Origin of the sequence: Thermosipho ferrireducens, assembly GCF_017358165.1 — a bacterium.
GTDB classification, from domain to species: Bacteria; Thermotogota; Thermotogae; order Thermotogales; family Fervidobacteriaceae; genus Thermosipho_B; species Thermosipho_B ferrireducens.
In genome coordinates this window covers 85,096-100,728 of the sequence record NZ_CP071446.1, presented here as the reverse complement: position 1 = coordinate 100,728, position 15,633 = coordinate 85,096, and the positions used below count along the sequence as shown (strand labels likewise).

Sequence of the window (15,633 nt, the reverse complement as noted above, 5' to 3'; positions counted from 1 at the left end):
TTAGTTACTCTCCTTTCGTATAGTATTTCATAAAAATTTCTTCAAGAGAGGGGTCGTTTATAGAAACATCTTTAACATCTTTTTTGGATAAAAAATTTATGAGATGGTTTATATTTCCAGAATAAATAAAAGAAACACTGTTATTTTCACGCTTTATGTTACTTACTCCAGAAAGGGATGTTATGTCAACATCTCCAGATAGTTTTACCTTTTTGTACTGTCTGGTTGTTAAATCGTCTATATTTTCCACACTGACAATCTGTCCATCTCTTATAACTGCTACTTTGAAGCATAGTTTTTGGACTTCAGAAAGTATATGTGAAGAAAAAAATACGGTAACACCATCTTTATTTTCTTCTTTTATTAAGTCGAAGAAGATATTTTGTATAAGTGGATCTAAACCGTTTGTGGGTTCGTCGTAGATTAATAGCTTTGGTTTGTGTATGAGGGATTGTATTATTGCAACTTTTTTCTTATTTCCAAGGGAGAGTTCATCGATTTTTTGCTCTAAATTTAGTGAAAATCTTTCTGCAAGCTCAATCATGCGTTTTTTAAACTGTAGTTTCGAACCTTTATAGAATGTCATTGAGTATTCAAGAAGCTCCTTAACTCTGACATTTCCATAATAGTTAACCTCTCCTGGAATATAACCTATCGTCTTTTTAATTTCAGAAGAGTCTTTGAAGCAATCTTTTCCAAATATAGTTGCTTTTCCTGAATCCGGGTACAAAAAATTTAATAAAAGTCTTATAGTTGTGGACTTTCCGGCACCGTTTGGCCCAATAAACCCAAAAATCTCTCCTTCTTCCACTGAAAAACTTAAGTTTTCTACCCCACGATTTTTCCCATAATATTTTGTAAGTTTCTTTACTTCAATAACTTTCACTGTTTTCATCTCCCTGATAGATGTTGGTGACCATGCGGTTACCTAAAATTGTAGCATAATACATTTTTAAAGTCAAATTTTATGATCAGAAAAACGAAATTAATTACTATAAAGTTTTTTGTCTCTTCCATTTATGTGTTTGTAAAATTGTAGAGTTACTAAGGCATTTGCAAGGTAGAATATGGAACTTATGAGGAAAATTACCCAGTAACCATTCAATGTACGAGTAATATTTGCAAATAGTATAGCGGCTACACCTCGCATAGCGTTGTTAACAAAGTTATTTAATCCAGAAGTGGAAGCCAGAATATTTGAGGGAAGGAAGGAAAGTATAAGTGTACTGAATATAGGATTTACCATATTCATTATTGTAAATCTTGCTATATAAATTGATGTGAAAGAAACGGGTTCTCTTATAAACGCCATTAAGAGGATTAAAATCGGAACGGAAAAATGAGAAATCAAAAGTAATTTTGCAGCCCCGAATTTTTTCCCGAGTTTATGAGAAAATGTTGCACCAAGACTTGTTCCAAATTGAGCCAGTGCAAGTACAAATCCTATAAGTGTGGCGCTCATGGAAAAGAGGTCATAGAATATAACATTCCCAAAATGAATAAACAATCCTGCGCCAAATCCTACGCTCATTGTTGAGAACAAATAATATGCGAAAACTTTCTTTTGATAACCAGTCAATTTTATTTTTATATTGCTTCTACGGGTATTTTCTTTAAGGGACCAGATGGGAACCAATGCAAAAATTCGTAATAACATAGCAAGAATCATAATACTTTTAAATCCGAATAAATCTCCCAGCATTCCTCCCAGGGCGTTACCTATTACTCCAGTAAACATTACTGTTCCGAAATTAAGGCCAAAAAATTTCGCACGATTACCATAGTGAGTATAATCAACAAGAAACACATTCGATAGGATTCTCGAGGTAACATTAAAGCCACCGTAAAGAAATGAAGTTATATACAGAGATAAAAATGAGGTGGGGAAAAGTCGCCAGATACCAAAGATAACAATAAAAATCTGGGTGAAAAGTATTACTTTTTTTCTTCCAAATTTATCTGCTAAAAAACCTATTAAAAGCCCAAGAATGGCTCCACCCCAGAGATTATACGACATTATTGTTCCAACAATTTCATTATTATATCCAAGATTTTTTAAATACAGGTTGAAAAGCACCTGGTAAATATTTCTTGTTAAGCCATTTATAAGGGTATAAAGTGTTATCATCAAAGGAGCACTCAATTTTCACACTCCCATCACGCAACATAATGGTTCGTTTAACGAAATATATTATATCATATATTTAGAAAAATTGGCAAAACCTGTTCTAAAAAACGTTAGTGAGAGAAAATTTTGAAAATTGTGTCAACTATACTTGACATTATGTCAAATATGTTTTACAATTATTTCGGAGGGGAGAAAATGAGAAATAAAATTCGGGTTTTTCGTGCAATGAAAAATATTACCCAGGAAGAGCTTGCTAAAAAAGTCGGAGTCTCAAGACAAACTATTAATTATATTGAAAAAGGAAAGTACACACCTTCTGTACTACTTGCTTTAAAAATAGCACGAGTTTTTGGGTGTAAAGTTGAAGAGTTATTTATTCTGGAGGAGGGTGATTAACATGGTGACGAATAAATTTCTATCTGTTTTTGAAATAGTTTTGATTGTAGGAGTTACCATAGTTATTTCATTAAACAGGTGGTTTTCTATTCTTTATTTTGTTCCTATATTTATAGAGGTATACAAAGATATGTTTTCAAAACGTACAGACGAGTTTGAAAGATTATTGAAGTATAAGACATCGAATATTACTTTATATGTTATGATAATGATTTCCGCATTATTTTTATTATTTAGCCTGAAAGCTACCAACGATATTTTCTATTTTTATATTTTGTTTCCTTTACTTTTAAAAAATTTGCTGTATATAGGATATATTTATCAGAGAAATAAAGTAATAAAAGTTACAGGGTATACATTGTTTGCCATTCTATCTGCGTTTACACTGTTATCTCATGGTTTTACGTTGGAAGGGCTAATGGAATTTATCTTTCTGCCTTTATTACTATTAATTTCTACATGGATTGCACTACGATTTAGATGGATCGGGAGTATATTGTTTTCTGGATGGTTTTTAGTTCTTAGCTTTTTTATTTTTAGAAATGAGTTTAATGTTGTAAAGATACTTGTTTATTCTCTGTTGGGAACACCGCTGTTGTTTCTTGGAATACAATCTTTTAGAAAGGAGGGGGAGTTATGAAAAACTTTCGACTTTTTGTCGTTGTAGTAATATTAGTATTATGTAGTGTGATTTTTGCAAATAATATCAGTTATTCTGTAGGCGTCGTAATAACGGGTACTTTTTTTCCATATGTTGAAATAGCTTATGATATCGATAATGTTCGAATCGGGATTTCACTTGGCATGTTTATGGTGAAAGATTCGGAAACAGGAGATAATGATTTCTTAGTTTCACCTGAGGTGAGTCTTTCCACGAATCTGTTTGAAAATATTTTCGCCGGTATAAATTTTCGTTCGATAGTGGTTTTTCCTCATCAAGAAAGGCAATTATATTTGATAGGAGGAGAAATAGGTTATTCCATCCCTTTGGATGGTGGAAAAATTAACTTTTCAGTATCTGGAGACATGTCGTTACCTGTAAGCGCTGCAAGTAAAACTGTTTGGCCTATTCCTTTTTTCGAGCTTGCTTACGAGTTTTAGATACATAACTCCAAAAAAGGGGAGAGGCTTACCCTCTCCCCAATGTATACAATGTTATTTTACCTTTCAAATGGATAAAAACCAAGATCCAAACTCTTTCTGGTGTATATTTCTTTTATAAGATTTTCAATAAGATTTGCATGTCCTTCTTCCCAGTTTCTTAGATGAATTAATATTTCTCTTAGTTCAAGCTGATTTATCTTTTCGGCGCTTTCAGCTGCTTTGTTGTAATATGAAACAAAATCTTTTTCTATTAGAAAAGCCATTCTGAGTATTGAAAGGTCTTTAATATCGTCTTCATAAGGTACATTGTCAAGTTTTTGACTTTTAAATCTATTCAGGAAAAAGTTTTCGTCTGTGTTTTCGAAAATATTTGTGGGAAGTTTTTCTGAACTTTCAAAAGTTTTTAGAAGCTTTCTTATGTATTCTGTGTGTTCTTTTTCCATTTCCTGTAAGTAGGAAAATACATCTTTTATTAATTTGCTTTTTAACTCTTCTTTTTTACTTCTGTAGAATTTGTAGCCTTCTATTTCAAAAAATTCAGCGAGCTTTAATATATCTTTTACGGACATATTATCCCTCCTTTTTTTGTGAGAGGTATTCATCTATTCCTCTTGCTGCCCAATATCCGTCTGCTACTCCATGAATAATATCTGGTCCATTTACAATATCGCCACCAGCAAATAACCATTTTATCGAAGTTTGCCGATACTCGTTTGTTAACAGTCTTCCCCGGATAAACTCTATTTTATTTTTAATATCTTCAGGTAAATAGGAATAGTCTGGTGCCTGACCAATTGCTTCTACTACCATTTCTCCATTTAAAAATGTTTTTTCGTTTTCATTGAATTGTGGACTGAATTTACCATTTTCATCGAATACCTGCACACATTTTTTTAATTCTACACCAATAACTTTGTCATTTTCGACCTTAACTTTAATAGGACCCCAACCGGGATAGAATTTTACTCCTTCTTCAAGACCCTCCTCTATTTCTTCCATATCCGCAGGCATTTCTTCGTAATTTCTTTCCAGCGATGTTACTTTAACATCAACTTTTCCGTATTCCTGCATCTGAAGTCTTGCAATTGATCTTGCAACGTCCATTGCGACATTTCCACCACCTATTACAACAAGACTCTTAGGGACTTTTGGTTTTGCGCCTCCGTTTCTTAAATAATCTCTAATTTCTCTTAATAATGGAAGTGCCTGAACAACATCTGGATGTTCTGTTCCAGGAATACCTGTACTTCTTCCTAAACTGAATCCTGTGGAAACAAAGACCGCATCGTACTTTTCTTTAAGCTCTTCAAATTTTATGTCTTTCCCCACAGCCACCCCAACGAAAATTTTTACACCGAGCGCCTGGATAAAAGCGATGTCTTTGTCGAGAATTTCATCTGGCAATCTGTAGGATGGAATACCATAACGCATTACTCCACCTGGTTTTCCGAGAGACTCGTAAACATCTACCTCATAGCCCATTGTTGCAAGAAAATATGCGGCAGATAATCCTGCTGGACCTGAGCCCACTATAGCGACTTTTTTATTTTTAGGAGATGGTTTGATATCGAGGATTTTTCCGTAATCTTCTTCTGGAATATTATCTACGATATATCTTTTTAACCATCTTATAGCAATTGCTTCTCCTCTGTTGTTCAGAGAACAGGCTTCTTCACATTTGTGAGTACAAACTCTTCCACAAACTCCGGAAAATGGATTTGCTCCGAAATAATTCTCTGACTCCTTACCTTTCATTAGCCACCTTAGCGCTTCGTTCAGATCATCCTTCCATATAGACTTTATATATTCAGGTATTTGCATATGTTCTGGACATCTGTCTGTACAAATGGCACACTCAACACATCTTGCAGCTTCATGCATGGCCTGTTCTTTGCTGTATCCTTTTACGTATTCTATAAACGATTTAACTCTTTCACTGCCCTGAAGCATTTCCATTTCTACTCTTTCAAGTTCTAATAAATCAGAATTTTCATCTCGAGTCCACCCTATAGGTACATTTTCTATACCGTGAATACCTTTTTCTGTTGGGATGAATATAAAATCTTCAGGATCTTTGGAAATGTGTACATATTCACGGGTCATTTTCAAAGAGCCTGTGGTACAAATATCAACACACATGGCGCAGAAAGAACAACGCCCATAATCGATTACAGGTCTCTGCGGTTTTTCTCCATACTTTTGTGGTATTTCACGGATCTCTTCCATTTTTATAGCATCAGTTGGACAGATTTTTGCGCATGTTCCACACCCTATACATTTTTCCCAATCGTTTATGTGAAATCCTCTATATCGTTCAGCTGCTTCTCTTTTTACATAAGGAACTTTTATAGTGACAGGTTTTTTAAACAAAAATTTCCACGCTTTTATGGGAGCGAAAAAATCTTTTTCAGCGGTTGTATTCTTTTTCATTAGAGTCACCTCCTCATCTATCTACTTCTGGGGAGCAAATTCCCATTGTATCAAGCCATATAGGTACATCTTCTATTCGAGTTCCTGGAAGATACTTTTCTATACCATAGAGTGTTTGTGGATATGAAGCTCCTCTGATAGTCACTCTATATGGTTTTTCGCCACCATCTGATACTATAAAGTATCCATATTCGCCCCGCGTAGCTTCAACGTGCACGTATACCTGCCCTTTTGGCACGCGAAATCTTAAAGCGTTACCTTCGCTTATAGGAACATTTACCTTGCCTTCTGGCATTTTTTCAAGTGCTTGCTTGATAATTTTTATGCTTTGAGGTATTTCAAGGAATTTTAATCTAAGCCGTGAATACGCATCACCCTCAGTAGCAACAGGAACTTCAAATTCAACTTTGTCATAGAATAGGTATGGATCTATTTTTCTTATATCATAAGGTACTCCTGTAGCTCTTATTCCTATTCCAGTTACTCCCATTTCAAGTGCAGTGTTTCTATCTAAAAGAGCAATCCCTTTTAACCTTGTATGAACTATTCTGTTTTTAAAGATGATGTTATCGTAATCGTCCAATCTTGATTCTATATATTCAAGTGTCTTAAGAATCATGTCCTGAATTTTTGGAGGCATATCTTTTCTAACTCCGCCAGGGACTATGTACATGTGATATATCCTGGCACCTGTTAAACTTTCAAAAATATCAAGAATTTTGTCTCTGTCAGCGACTCCCCAGAAAGGTCCTGTATAAAGTCCAAGGGGGCCACCAATTCCTGCAAAACTCATAAAATGATTGGCTATTCTTGCAAGTTCAAGTATAATCATTCTTATCCATTGCGCTCTTTCAGGTACCTCAACACCTGCTAATTTTTCAATTCCCATAGCATAACACATTTCGTTAATATCAGGCTCAGGAACACATATTCTTGGGACAAGTGCAAGATTTTGATACCATAATCTTCTCTCCATAAGCTTTTCAAAACCTCTGTGGAGGAAGCCTGGTACTGGTTTTGCACGAACCACAGTGTCACCTTCTACATACATATGCACACTGAAATTCCCATGCATTCCTGGATGATTTGGGCCAAAAAAGAATTTTACTTCACCCATTTATATCACCTCTTATTATCTTAGCTTCATGAATAATATCTTTCTGATACTCCCTTTCCGGGAATTTTTTCTTTGAATATTCAAGTGGATCAAAATCTTTCCTTAGCGGTGGTATATCGTCCCAATTTTCAAGAAATAAAGGTTTCATATCGTTGTTTCCGGCAAACTTAATCCCAAAAAACTCGTGAAGTTCTCTTTCATAAAATCTTGCAACAGGCCACATATGCATCACTGTAACAAATTCAGCTTTCTCTCTATCAATTTTTGTAGATACTATAAATTTTCCACCGTCATTCCACGAATATAAGATGTATATTAATTCAAATTCGTTTTTTTCCATCCAGTCTACGGCAGTTAGTAAAGAAAGGTGAAAGTACCCTTCACCTTTTAAAATAGATAAAACTGGAAGAGTATTTTCAGATTCAACTTCTATTTTTGCTTCTCGTTCATCTATTTCAATAATTTTCACGTTTTTTATTGCATTTTTCACCTTTTCCAGAGCGTTATTCATGGAACTCGTCATGTATGTCCACCTCCCCAAGTGAACGCAATTGATTTTTCTTGTACCATTCATAATTTTCTTTGTATCGTTTCCAGCCGTTTGCTTCGCCTTTTCTTATCATTTCCATTAATGTGTTGAATGCTTCGATAACCGCTTCAGGGCGTGGCATACATCCGGCAATGTAAAGATCAACTGGAATATAATAGTCTAACCTGTTTATAGTGGCGTAAGAGTCAAAATATATTCCACCGTTCAGTGTGCAGGAGCCAAAACCAATTACGTATTTTGGGTCAGGCATCTGTTCGTAAGTTTTAATAACTCTTCTTAAGGTTTTTGTACTTAAATAACCTGTTATTAGGAACAGATCTGCCTGTCGTGGTGTAGCCATAGGTCCCATTCCAAATCGTTCCATATCAAATCTTGAAGTCATTGACGGTGGAAGTTCGATTGCGCCACAACCTGTACAATAATGTAACATCCACATTGATCTACTTCTAAGCTGATCGGCTATTTTTTCCCATATGTTTCTTTCAGATGCAGACATGTTTTCACCTCCACGTTGTTAAAATACAAGGCCCAGAAGTACAAATAATACCTGAACAAATGCAAGGCCTAAAGGAACTGTCCAGTAGAATTTAACAACCTGTTCTATTCTGAATCTCGGCAGAACAGCGGAAATCATTGTTGCCAGAATCCAGACGATAGCAAATTTTAAAAGAAATGTGAAATAGTTACTCTGACCGAGGAATATATCAACGAATAATGCAACTTCTACAAATATAGAGAAGGTATGCATGAGCATTAAAAGTCCCATATATTTCGCAGAGAGCTCAACCATTGGTCCCGAGGCTATTTCAGATGGGGCAATTGGAGTATCAAAAGGTTTCTTGCCCAGCATTCCAAGCAAAGAAATAAACGCTACCAGCGTACCTATAGGCATTTTTACAAGATTCCAGGTATCTCCCTGAGCAGTCATCAATCCACTTACAGATGATGTTTTGTAGTAATACATAACTCCAGAAATTACCACAAGATATGGAATCTCATATCCCAGCATTTGAGTAAGTGCTCTTGCAACTCCAACACTTGCGTTTGGATTTCCAGAACCAACCATTCCCATAGCCATACCAAGGGCACCTACGGCGAATAAATAGGTAATAACGAATATATTGTCCAGCCCGGGAAAAGCAACAAGATTACCAATAGGGATAAATGCAAGGGTAGCTATTGTTCCGCCAAGGGCCATTAAAATTCCAAAATCAAAAATCCATCCGTGAGAAATTCCATGTTTTGAAAGTGCTTTAAAAACGTCTATAAAATTCTGATACCATGGTGGACCATATCTTCTTTGAATCCTTGCGATAACTTTTCTAGCTATACCTTCAAATGTTAATCCGAAAAAAAAGCCAGTTGCCAGGACGGCAATAACTTTAAGTACAGTCATCATTTACCACCTCACCCAGAAAAGTATGAGGATTACAACGGAAACCCAGAATACATAAGCGCCGGGGCTTGTTTTATACACCCATGCATTTACAAACTCTCCAACATTTTTAAAGAAATTTGCAAGCATTCCATACAATTTTTCAAACGATGGATGTTTATCGTAAAGTCTTTCAATGAATCTATAAAATCCTGTCGCATAATGATATAAATCGTAATTGTGTAAAAATTCTGCGCCAGTGTACTGATCGGTTAACTCTACTTTTTTCCCTTTTGGGAATATCACAAATAATATAAACGCAATAATAAATCCTGTTGTGAACATTGTAAAAACAGTCAATGTATCCCACTGACCAAGAGGTGTTTTAATAATAGTGGCGGTGTGTTCTATAGGAGTTATCCCAAGTTCTGTTTCAATAGCAGAAATCTTATCAAGGATAGGACCTGGGATGATTCCTGCAAATAATGTTAAAAAAACAAGCAATATCATCGGAATAAGCATTACCACTGGAACTTCCTTTACATCATAATGTTTTTTCTTTAGTTGCCCAAGAAATACACCTGCAAGTGGTCTGAAAACGTAAAGGAACGAACCTACACTTCCTATAAATGCTATGGCTGCAGTTACAAACATTCCTTTTCTAACAAGAACATTGAAAATCATCCATTTTGAAATGAATCCGCTTGTTGGTGGTATACCAGCAAGCGAAATAATTCCAACAAGGTATGTTACAAAAGTTAAAGGCATTCTCCAGATTAGTCCGCCCATTTCATCAATTTTCGATGTATTTGTTCTGTATATAACAGCTGCAAAGGAAAGGAAAATCATAGCGGAGGCGATTGCGTGGTTAAAAACGTGGAAAAGTCCTCCGGAAAATCCAATGGTATCTATTGTTGCAATTCCCACTAAAATATAACCACCATTGGCTATGGACGAATATGCCATCAGCATTTTCATATCATTTTGTCTTATAGCCATAAACGTTCCAAGTATTATGGAAATATTGCCAAGAATTATTAGCAAATAATTGATTGAAGGAACAGAACTATATATTGGTCTGAACAATTGCAAACTTGGGATTACCGCAAGGGCAAATACTATAATATAAGCTCCCAATTTCTCTAATTGACCAGACATAACCGCACTAAATGTGTCAGGGGCTTTTCCGAGGGTTGTTCGAAGCCATGTATGCAGTGGGAATATACCACTTTTTGCTATTCCAGCGGCTACTATAAAGGAAATTATCAGCCATTTGTATGTAACAGATGATTCGTTGATCAGATGATATGCGATTTTGTCGAATGTTAAGGTGCCATATTTATTCCAGAGAGATAAAGCGGCGTAAAGATATAAGTAACTTCCTGTTGAACTGATAGCCAGATAAGTAATGGCAGCTTTTTTTGCATCTTCTCTGCCCATAGGAACAATTAAAAGTGATCCAAGGACAGCCATTTCCCAGAAAATGTATAATGTAAGCATATCTTTTGCGAAAAAAACTCCAAGAGAACCAGCGCTTGTAAATAGATAAAAAGCGTTGAATGCAGCTGAGAAATTAACTTTTTTGTTTATCCAGGTTATGTTAAAAAATGCTACCATAGAAAGCACAATAAAACTTATTATTGCGAAATATTTTCCAAGTTCTGTAACAATTAATGTGTTTTCAAGCCCTGGAGTTATTGAAAATAGTTTAATTTGTATTCCCGTTTTTAAATTGCTGACAATGTAAAGCGAGTATGAGATTAATGCAAAGTTAAAAATTGTTCCTATTTTTTTGTTGATTCTGGTTAGAAAGTAAGAGATGATGGTACTAAAAAGTAGAGTAATTATTAAGGTAGTTAAAGATATCATTTACATCCCTCCCAACACACTGGATACATAATTGGCTGTATTTACAATTGAATCTGCGATACTTCGAGCAATATTGATATATATCTCCGGGAACAATCCAATATAAATCAGCGCAAGTGCCAGAATTAAAGTAATAAGTTTTACATTCCATGGAATAGTGACGTTACTGACGTCGTTGTTATGCCAGAGATTTATATTCCATCTAATAATGTAAACTGCTTCTATAACACCTGCAAAAAGAAAGATTGCCGGAAATAAATAATCTCCGGAAGAAAAAGAAGAAAACAGTATCATCATTTTGCTTCTAAATCCAGCAAATAGCGGGAAGCCTATAAGTGAAAAAGATGCGATACTGAATGCGATTCCTGATGTTTTATTTCTGGAAAAACCTTTTGCGGTATACGCTGCTATCAAGAAAAGTACAATTTTTGCTGTTGCATCATTTAATGCATGGAAATATGTCGCAACTAATGAATCAAAACTATTAATACTCAGAGCTGTGAGCATAATGCCGGTTTGTGCTATGGAGGAATATGCAAGAGCTCTTAGTAACTTTTTTTCTCTAAAGGCAGCAAGCTCTCCAAAAACGATTGTTAATAAACCAAGTATGTATAATATCCCCATAAATTTACCGTGTAACATTGTAATAAAAATTCGCCCTATCATATATATAAAGGTAAATGTTACACCTGTTCCAAGAATAGTTGGTGTTAATGCAGAACCAGAGGAGTAAACATCAGGTACCCAGCCGGAAAGTGGGAATAATTTTGCTTCTACACCCAATCCGATTAGCAGAAGAAGTGACACCGCTGGCAGGAAATTTTCTTTCAAATTTACTGAAATATCGGCTATATTTAGAGAACCGGTGCCGAGATACGCAAAGATTGCCCCAAGCAGGTAAAATCCACCAGCCAGACTACCTAATATTAGATACTTGTAAGCCCCATAAAAATTCTGTTTGTTTGAACCAAGTATATACGCAGCGGCAGCAGTAATTTCAAGAAACACGAATGAATTGAAAATATCTCCTGTTAATATAAGACCGCTGGTTGAAGTAAGGAGTAATAGTAACACTGTTCCAAAACCTTTATCTATGATTTGTGGTAATAATGATATTATTAAAAATATTGTGTTCAACACTATGAGTGAAAAATAACTGGCTCCATCGAGTATTAAGGTAATTCCAAAAGGAGCTTTCCAGCCTCCCATGTTACTGATGATTACAGGATTAAGTGATGTCAGGATTATTAAATTGATTATAGTTACAGGTAAAAGCAAATATTTTCCCAGACCTTTAAAAGGCACAGTAAGAAAAGCTGCTATTAGTGGGATACTTATAAGTAATGCAATCATTCTTTCGCCTCCTTTGCGGCGATTTCTTCTATATCCAGGGTTCCATATTTTTCATATGTTTTCACAAGTAAAGAAGCACCAAGTGCCAGTGTTCCTACTCCTATTACAATTGCTGTTAATACAAGAGCCTGAGGTAGTGGATCAACAAAATTTGCGGTGGGAGAGAAAGCAGAATAAATTGGAGCTTCTTTTCCTCTGATGTACCCGGTAGCTATTATGAATAGATTTATTCCTGTATCAATAATTGTTAAAGATACCAGGTATTTAAATAAATTTTTTTGTGAAAGAATACCATATATCCCTATTCCTATTAGTATCATAGAAAAGTAATATACCATTTTCATCCCTCCCTGTGCAGATCAGCAATAAGTCCTGATAACTCGGCTCCGACTTTAAAGCCAATTATTGTGTAAACTATAGGTACTATTCCTGAACTGAAAAGATTTCCCAGGGTTCCCGTTGGGAGGAAATTTATTAAGAATATCCCTGCTATAGCAATTCCAGTAAGCCCAATTATTATATAAAGACTTCCTGCGATGCTTTCAACAAACTTAGAAGTTTTTGAAAGGTCAAATTCTTCATTGGAGAGGTAAAGGAGTAAAATACCTGCTGCAATTATCGTTCCTCCTGGAAAACCACCACCCGGGGTGAGATGCCCATGGATAAATACATAAGAACCAAAGAGAAATATTATCGGGAGTAAAATACCCACAGAAACTCTCAATATGAAATTGGGTTTTTGGTTATATTTATACCTTTTTTTGCCGTGAATAATAAGGCCTATACCAAAAGCGGAAGTAAACAGTACAGTAACTTCTCCTAAGGTGTCGAAAGATCTATAATTAACAACAATAGATGTCACTACGTTAGCTGAACCGTCTTCAAGATTTGTGGATTCTTTGAACTTTACATTATCTGGTGAATCGGTTACCTTTTTGCCTATGAAAGCCTGTGAAACTCTGGAAAGTTGAGCGTTTCCGTAATCTGGTAATATAGATATGATGTTAATAAAGAATAATACTATTCCTAAAGCAATAAGTGCTGATAAAAATCTTCTCATTTTTCATCACCACCTATTCTTTTCAGTGCAAGAACTAAAACTGCGGTTGTCAAACCAGCTCCCACTGCTGCCTCTGTTATAGCTACATCCGGAGCTTTCATAGTTACAAATAGAAAAACTGATAATAGGCTCATTATAGAGAGCAGTATAAATGAATCGATAACTTTTTTTGCTTCAATAGCGAATATTCCTGCAATAACCATTAAAATACCAATGAAAATATTTACTATTGTCATTGGGTATCACCACCTTGATACTCGTCAGTTTTAGTTTTTTCACATGGTTTTACTCCTTTTAAATATGCTGCTCGCGCGAGCACAGAACTTCCAACAGGATTTGTAAGGGCAATAAATGCGATTATTATCAGCGCTTTTCCTAAGAAGCCTGGTTCTACTAATCCCACACCAAAAATAACAGAAAATGATCCAAGAGTTGTGGCTTTTGTTCCAGCCTGGAGCCTGTTATAAACATCAGGCATTCTCAGCATACCGAGACCTCCCAGAAAATAAAAGAAAGAGCCAATTCCAATTAAAATATAGCCCAATACACTCATTTTTTCCCCTCCAGATAGCGTGCAATCACTACAGTTTCCACAAAAGATAAAAGCCCATATACCAGAGCAATATCTAAGTACAATCCATTTCTAAAAACAAGCGCGAGAAAAACAATACTTCCAGTGAGCATGATATTTAATGTGTCAAGCGCCGCAACACGATCAGCACTTGAAGGTCCAATGAGGATTCTCAGAAATGAAAATAAAACGCCAAATCCTACCAGACCAAAGTATATATAATTAATCAGAGTCATTCGTATACCCCCTTCAATATGCGTTCAAACTTTCCGGCAATAAGTTCTTTTTTTTCATCTGGATCAGTTGTCTTGACATCAATCCAGTGAATGTATAAACTGTCTTTTTCCACATCAAGTGTTAATGTTCCAGGAGTTAATGTTATAGAATTGGCCAGTGCAAGCTTGGAGATATCTTTATGCAGGTTTGTTTTTATTCGTACAAATCCGGGATTGATGGGCAAAGAAGGAGATAATACTCTTCTTGCAACGTCTATATTTGCTCTGATCATCTCCAGTATGAATACCGGCAGGTAAATGAAGACGAATTTTATGATCCTTGAAATAAATTTTCCGTCAAATTTTATGGAGTAATATCGTTTCAAAATTCCTGCAATTACAAGTGACACAGCAAAACCAACTAATAGCTCAGCAAGATCAAATGAACCAGTTAGTAAGATCCAAGTGAAAAATATCACAATAAACGCTGAAAAATACATAATCTCCCTCCTTTAAAGGAATTGTGGATTAAAAATATCAAGAGTAAACTTATCGGTATTAACGCAGCAATATTATAGCATATCTTATTTGTTTTACAAATTACGATTTTGTTTCGAGAGGCGCGAAAATATTTCATGAGAAAGGTAAAATTGAATTATTTTTGTAAAAATAAAAATTCAAATCACTATTTTTATGATTAATACCTTTAAGAAAACTTATTTACTGTGCGAAATTTTTTATAAATTGAATGGTAAAAGTTGACAAAAATTGTTGTATAATATTTGTGAACAACATCACAATAAACAAAGGGAAGGGAGGAGAGTACGCGAAAGCGTACCGGAAGATATGGACAAAATTCCAAGACCGGTTATCAGAAGGTTAGGGCTTTATTATCGTTGTCTATCTAAATTGTACGAAGAAGGGGTGGATTATGTAGCATCTAGAGATATAGCTGAAAGGTTGGGTATCAAATCAAGTCAAGTTAGAAAAGATTTGTCGTATTTTGGGGAATTTGGAAAACGTGGAGTTGGGTATAATGTGGCTATGCTTATGGAAAAACTCGAGAGTATTATAGGGGTTGATAAGTATTGGAACGTTATTGTTATAGGTGCAGGTAACATAGGAAGTGCACTGGTAAATTATGAAGGATTGAAAAAAGAAAAATTTAATATAATAGGAATTTTCGATGCTGATCGGGCTAAAGTTGGAAGAAAAATAGGTAATTTAATAGTCAGGCATATTTCTGAACTAAAAGAATTTGTTAAAAAGAATATTGTAGAGATAGCTGTAATAGCTGTTCCAGAAACAGCTGCTCAGTATGTTGTTGAACAACTTGAGCAACTTGGGATAAAAGGTGTGGTAAACTTTGCACCTATTAAATTGAGAACTCATTTGTTGGTTGAGGAAGTGGACATTACTCTTACATTTAAATCCCTTGTGTTTCAAGTGGAACGTAAAATTTAAA

The 15,633-nt window shown here is 35.2% G+C and carries 20 protein-coding genes; 4 read left to right on the top strand and 16 right to left on the bottom strand.

Annotated features, from left to right (window positions below):
* Positions 1–4 precede the first annotated feature (4 nt).
* The gene (locus tag JYK00_RS00525) at positions 5–886 is read right to left on the bottom strand and encodes an ABC transporter ATP-binding protein (protein WP_207566790.1); all 882 of its coding nucleotides are present in this window, start codon (positions 884–886) and stop codon (positions 5–7) included.
* Between the two features lie 99 nt (positions 887–985).
* Complete coding sequence (locus tag JYK00_RS00520) at positions 986–2,143, bottom strand: MFS transporter (protein WP_207566789.1); 1,158 nt, start codon at positions 2,141–2,143, stop codon at positions 986–988.
* A 180-nt stretch (positions 2,144–2,323) separates the two neighbouring features.
* On the opposite strand from JYK00_RS00520, the gene JYK00_RS00515 reads away from it, so the two are divergent.
* From JYK00_RS00515 to JYK00_RS00505, 3 genes are read left to right on the top strand one after another with little or no spacing between them, the layout of a single operon-like run.
* Positions 2,324–2,524: a helix-turn-helix transcriptional regulator gene (locus tag JYK00_RS00515; protein ID WP_207566788.1), complete on the top strand. Its 201-nt coding sequence runs from the start codon at positions 2,324–2,326 to the stop codon at positions 2,522–2,524.
* 1 nt (position 2,525) lies between these two features.
* Positions 2,526–3,164 carry a hypothetical protein gene (locus tag JYK00_RS00510; RefSeq protein ID WP_207566787.1) on the top strand — a complete coding sequence of 213 codons (639 nt, stop codon included), beginning with the start codon at positions 2,526–2,528 and terminating at the stop codon, positions 3,162–3,164.
* A complete protein-coding gene (locus JYK00_RS00505) occupies positions 3,161–3,625 on the top strand; it encodes a hypothetical protein (RefSeq protein ID WP_207566786.1) in 465 nt (154 codons plus the stop codon). The genes JYK00_RS00510 and JYK00_RS00505 overlap by 4 nt, the downstream gene beginning before the upstream one ends.
* A 59-nt stretch (positions 3,626–3,684) precedes the next feature.
* Here the strand turns inward: JYK00_RS00505 and JYK00_RS00500 are convergent, their stop codons facing one another.
* The 14 genes from JYK00_RS00500 to JYK00_RS00435 are packed head-to-tail and all read right to left on the bottom strand — an operon-like array spanning position 3,685 to position 14,668.
* A complete protein-coding gene (locus JYK00_RS00500) occupies positions 3,685–4,197 on the bottom strand; it encodes a ferritin-like domain-containing protein (protein WP_207566785.1) in 513 nt (170 codons plus the stop codon).
* A 1-nt stretch (position 4,198) separates the two neighbouring features.
* Positions 4,199–6,058, bottom strand: coding sequence for an FAD-dependent oxidoreductase (locus tag JYK00_RS00495; protein WP_207566784.1), 1,860 nt, complete (start codon positions 6,056–6,058; stop codon positions 4,199–4,201).
* 13 nt (positions 6,059–6,071) lie between these two features.
* Positions 6,072–7,175 (bottom strand): NADH-quinone oxidoreductase subunit D, encoded by a 1,104-nt coding sequence (locus JYK00_RS00490; protein WP_207566783.1) that lies wholly within the window; start codon positions 7,173–7,175, stop codon positions 6,072–6,074.
* Positions 7,168–7,698, bottom strand: a complete 531-nt coding sequence (locus tag JYK00_RS00485) for an NADH-quinone oxidoreductase subunit C (RefSeq protein WP_207566782.1) — start codon at positions 7,696–7,698, stop codon at positions 7,168–7,170. The genes JYK00_RS00490 and JYK00_RS00485 overlap by 8 nt, the downstream gene beginning before the upstream one ends.
* Complete coding sequence (locus JYK00_RS00480; protein ID WP_207566781.1) at positions 7,679–8,221, bottom strand: NuoB/complex I 20 kDa subunit family protein; 543 nt, start codon at positions 8,219–8,221, stop codon at positions 7,679–7,681. Before JYK00_RS00480 ends, JYK00_RS00485 begins: the two co-directional genes overlap by 20 nt.
* Positions 8,222–8,239: 18 nt before the next feature.
* Positions 8,240–9,121, bottom strand: coding sequence for a respiratory chain complex I subunit 1 family protein (locus tag JYK00_RS00475; protein ID WP_207566780.1), 882 nt, complete (start codon positions 9,119–9,121; stop codon positions 8,240–8,242).
* A 3-nt stretch (positions 9,122–9,124) separates the two neighbouring features.
* A complete protein-coding gene (locus JYK00_RS00470; RefSeq protein ID WP_207566779.1) occupies positions 9,125–10,969 on the bottom strand; it encodes a proton-conducting transporter transmembrane domain-containing protein in 1,845 nt (614 codons plus the stop codon).
* Entirely contained in the window at positions 10,970–12,322 is a 1,353-nt protein-coding gene (locus tag JYK00_RS00465) for a complex I subunit 5 family protein (protein WP_207566778.1), read from the bottom strand.
* Positions 12,319–12,660: a sodium:proton antiporter gene (locus JYK00_RS00460; RefSeq protein WP_207566777.1), complete on the bottom strand. Its 342-nt coding sequence runs from the start codon at positions 12,658–12,660 to the stop codon at positions 12,319–12,321. Before JYK00_RS00460 ends, JYK00_RS00465 begins: the two co-directional genes overlap by 4 nt.
* A 2-nt stretch (positions 12,661–12,662) precedes the next feature.
* Positions 12,663–13,382, bottom strand: a complete 720-nt coding sequence (mbhE, locus tag JYK00_RS00455; RefSeq protein ID WP_207566776.1) for a hydrogen gas-evolving membrane-bound hydrogenase subunit E — start codon at positions 13,380–13,382, stop codon at positions 12,663–12,665.
* The gene (locus tag JYK00_RS00450; RefSeq protein ID WP_207566775.1) at positions 13,379–13,618 is read right to left on the bottom strand and encodes a Na(+)/H(+) antiporter subunit B; all 240 of its coding nucleotides are present in this window, start codon (positions 13,616–13,618) and stop codon (positions 13,379–13,381) included. Before JYK00_RS00450 ends, mbhE begins: the two co-directional genes overlap by 4 nt.
* On the bottom strand, positions 13,615–13,935 hold the full coding sequence (mnhG, locus tag JYK00_RS00445; protein WP_207566774.1) for a monovalent cation/H(+) antiporter subunit G: 321 nt from the start codon (positions 13,933–13,935) through the stop codon (positions 13,615–13,617). Before mnhG ends, JYK00_RS00450 begins: the two co-directional genes overlap by 4 nt.
* On the bottom strand, positions 13,932–14,189 hold the full coding sequence (locus tag JYK00_RS00440) for a cation:proton antiporter (RefSeq protein WP_207566773.1): 258 nt from the start codon (positions 14,187–14,189) through the stop codon (positions 13,932–13,934). Before JYK00_RS00440 ends, mnhG begins: the two co-directional genes overlap by 4 nt.
* Entirely contained in the window at positions 14,186–14,668 is a 483-nt protein-coding gene (locus JYK00_RS00435) for a Na+/H+ antiporter subunit E (RefSeq protein ID WP_207566772.1), read from the bottom strand. Before JYK00_RS00435 ends, JYK00_RS00440 begins: the two co-directional genes overlap by 4 nt.
* A gap of 346 nt (positions 14,669–15,014) precedes the next feature.
* Here JYK00_RS00435 and JYK00_RS00430 point away from each other — a divergent pair, with 346 nt between their 5' ends.
* Complete coding sequence (locus JYK00_RS00430) at positions 15,015–15,632, top strand: redox-sensing transcriptional repressor Rex (protein ID WP_207566771.1); 618 nt, start codon at positions 15,015–15,017, stop codon at positions 15,630–15,632.
* Position 15,633: the final 1 nt, after the last annotated feature.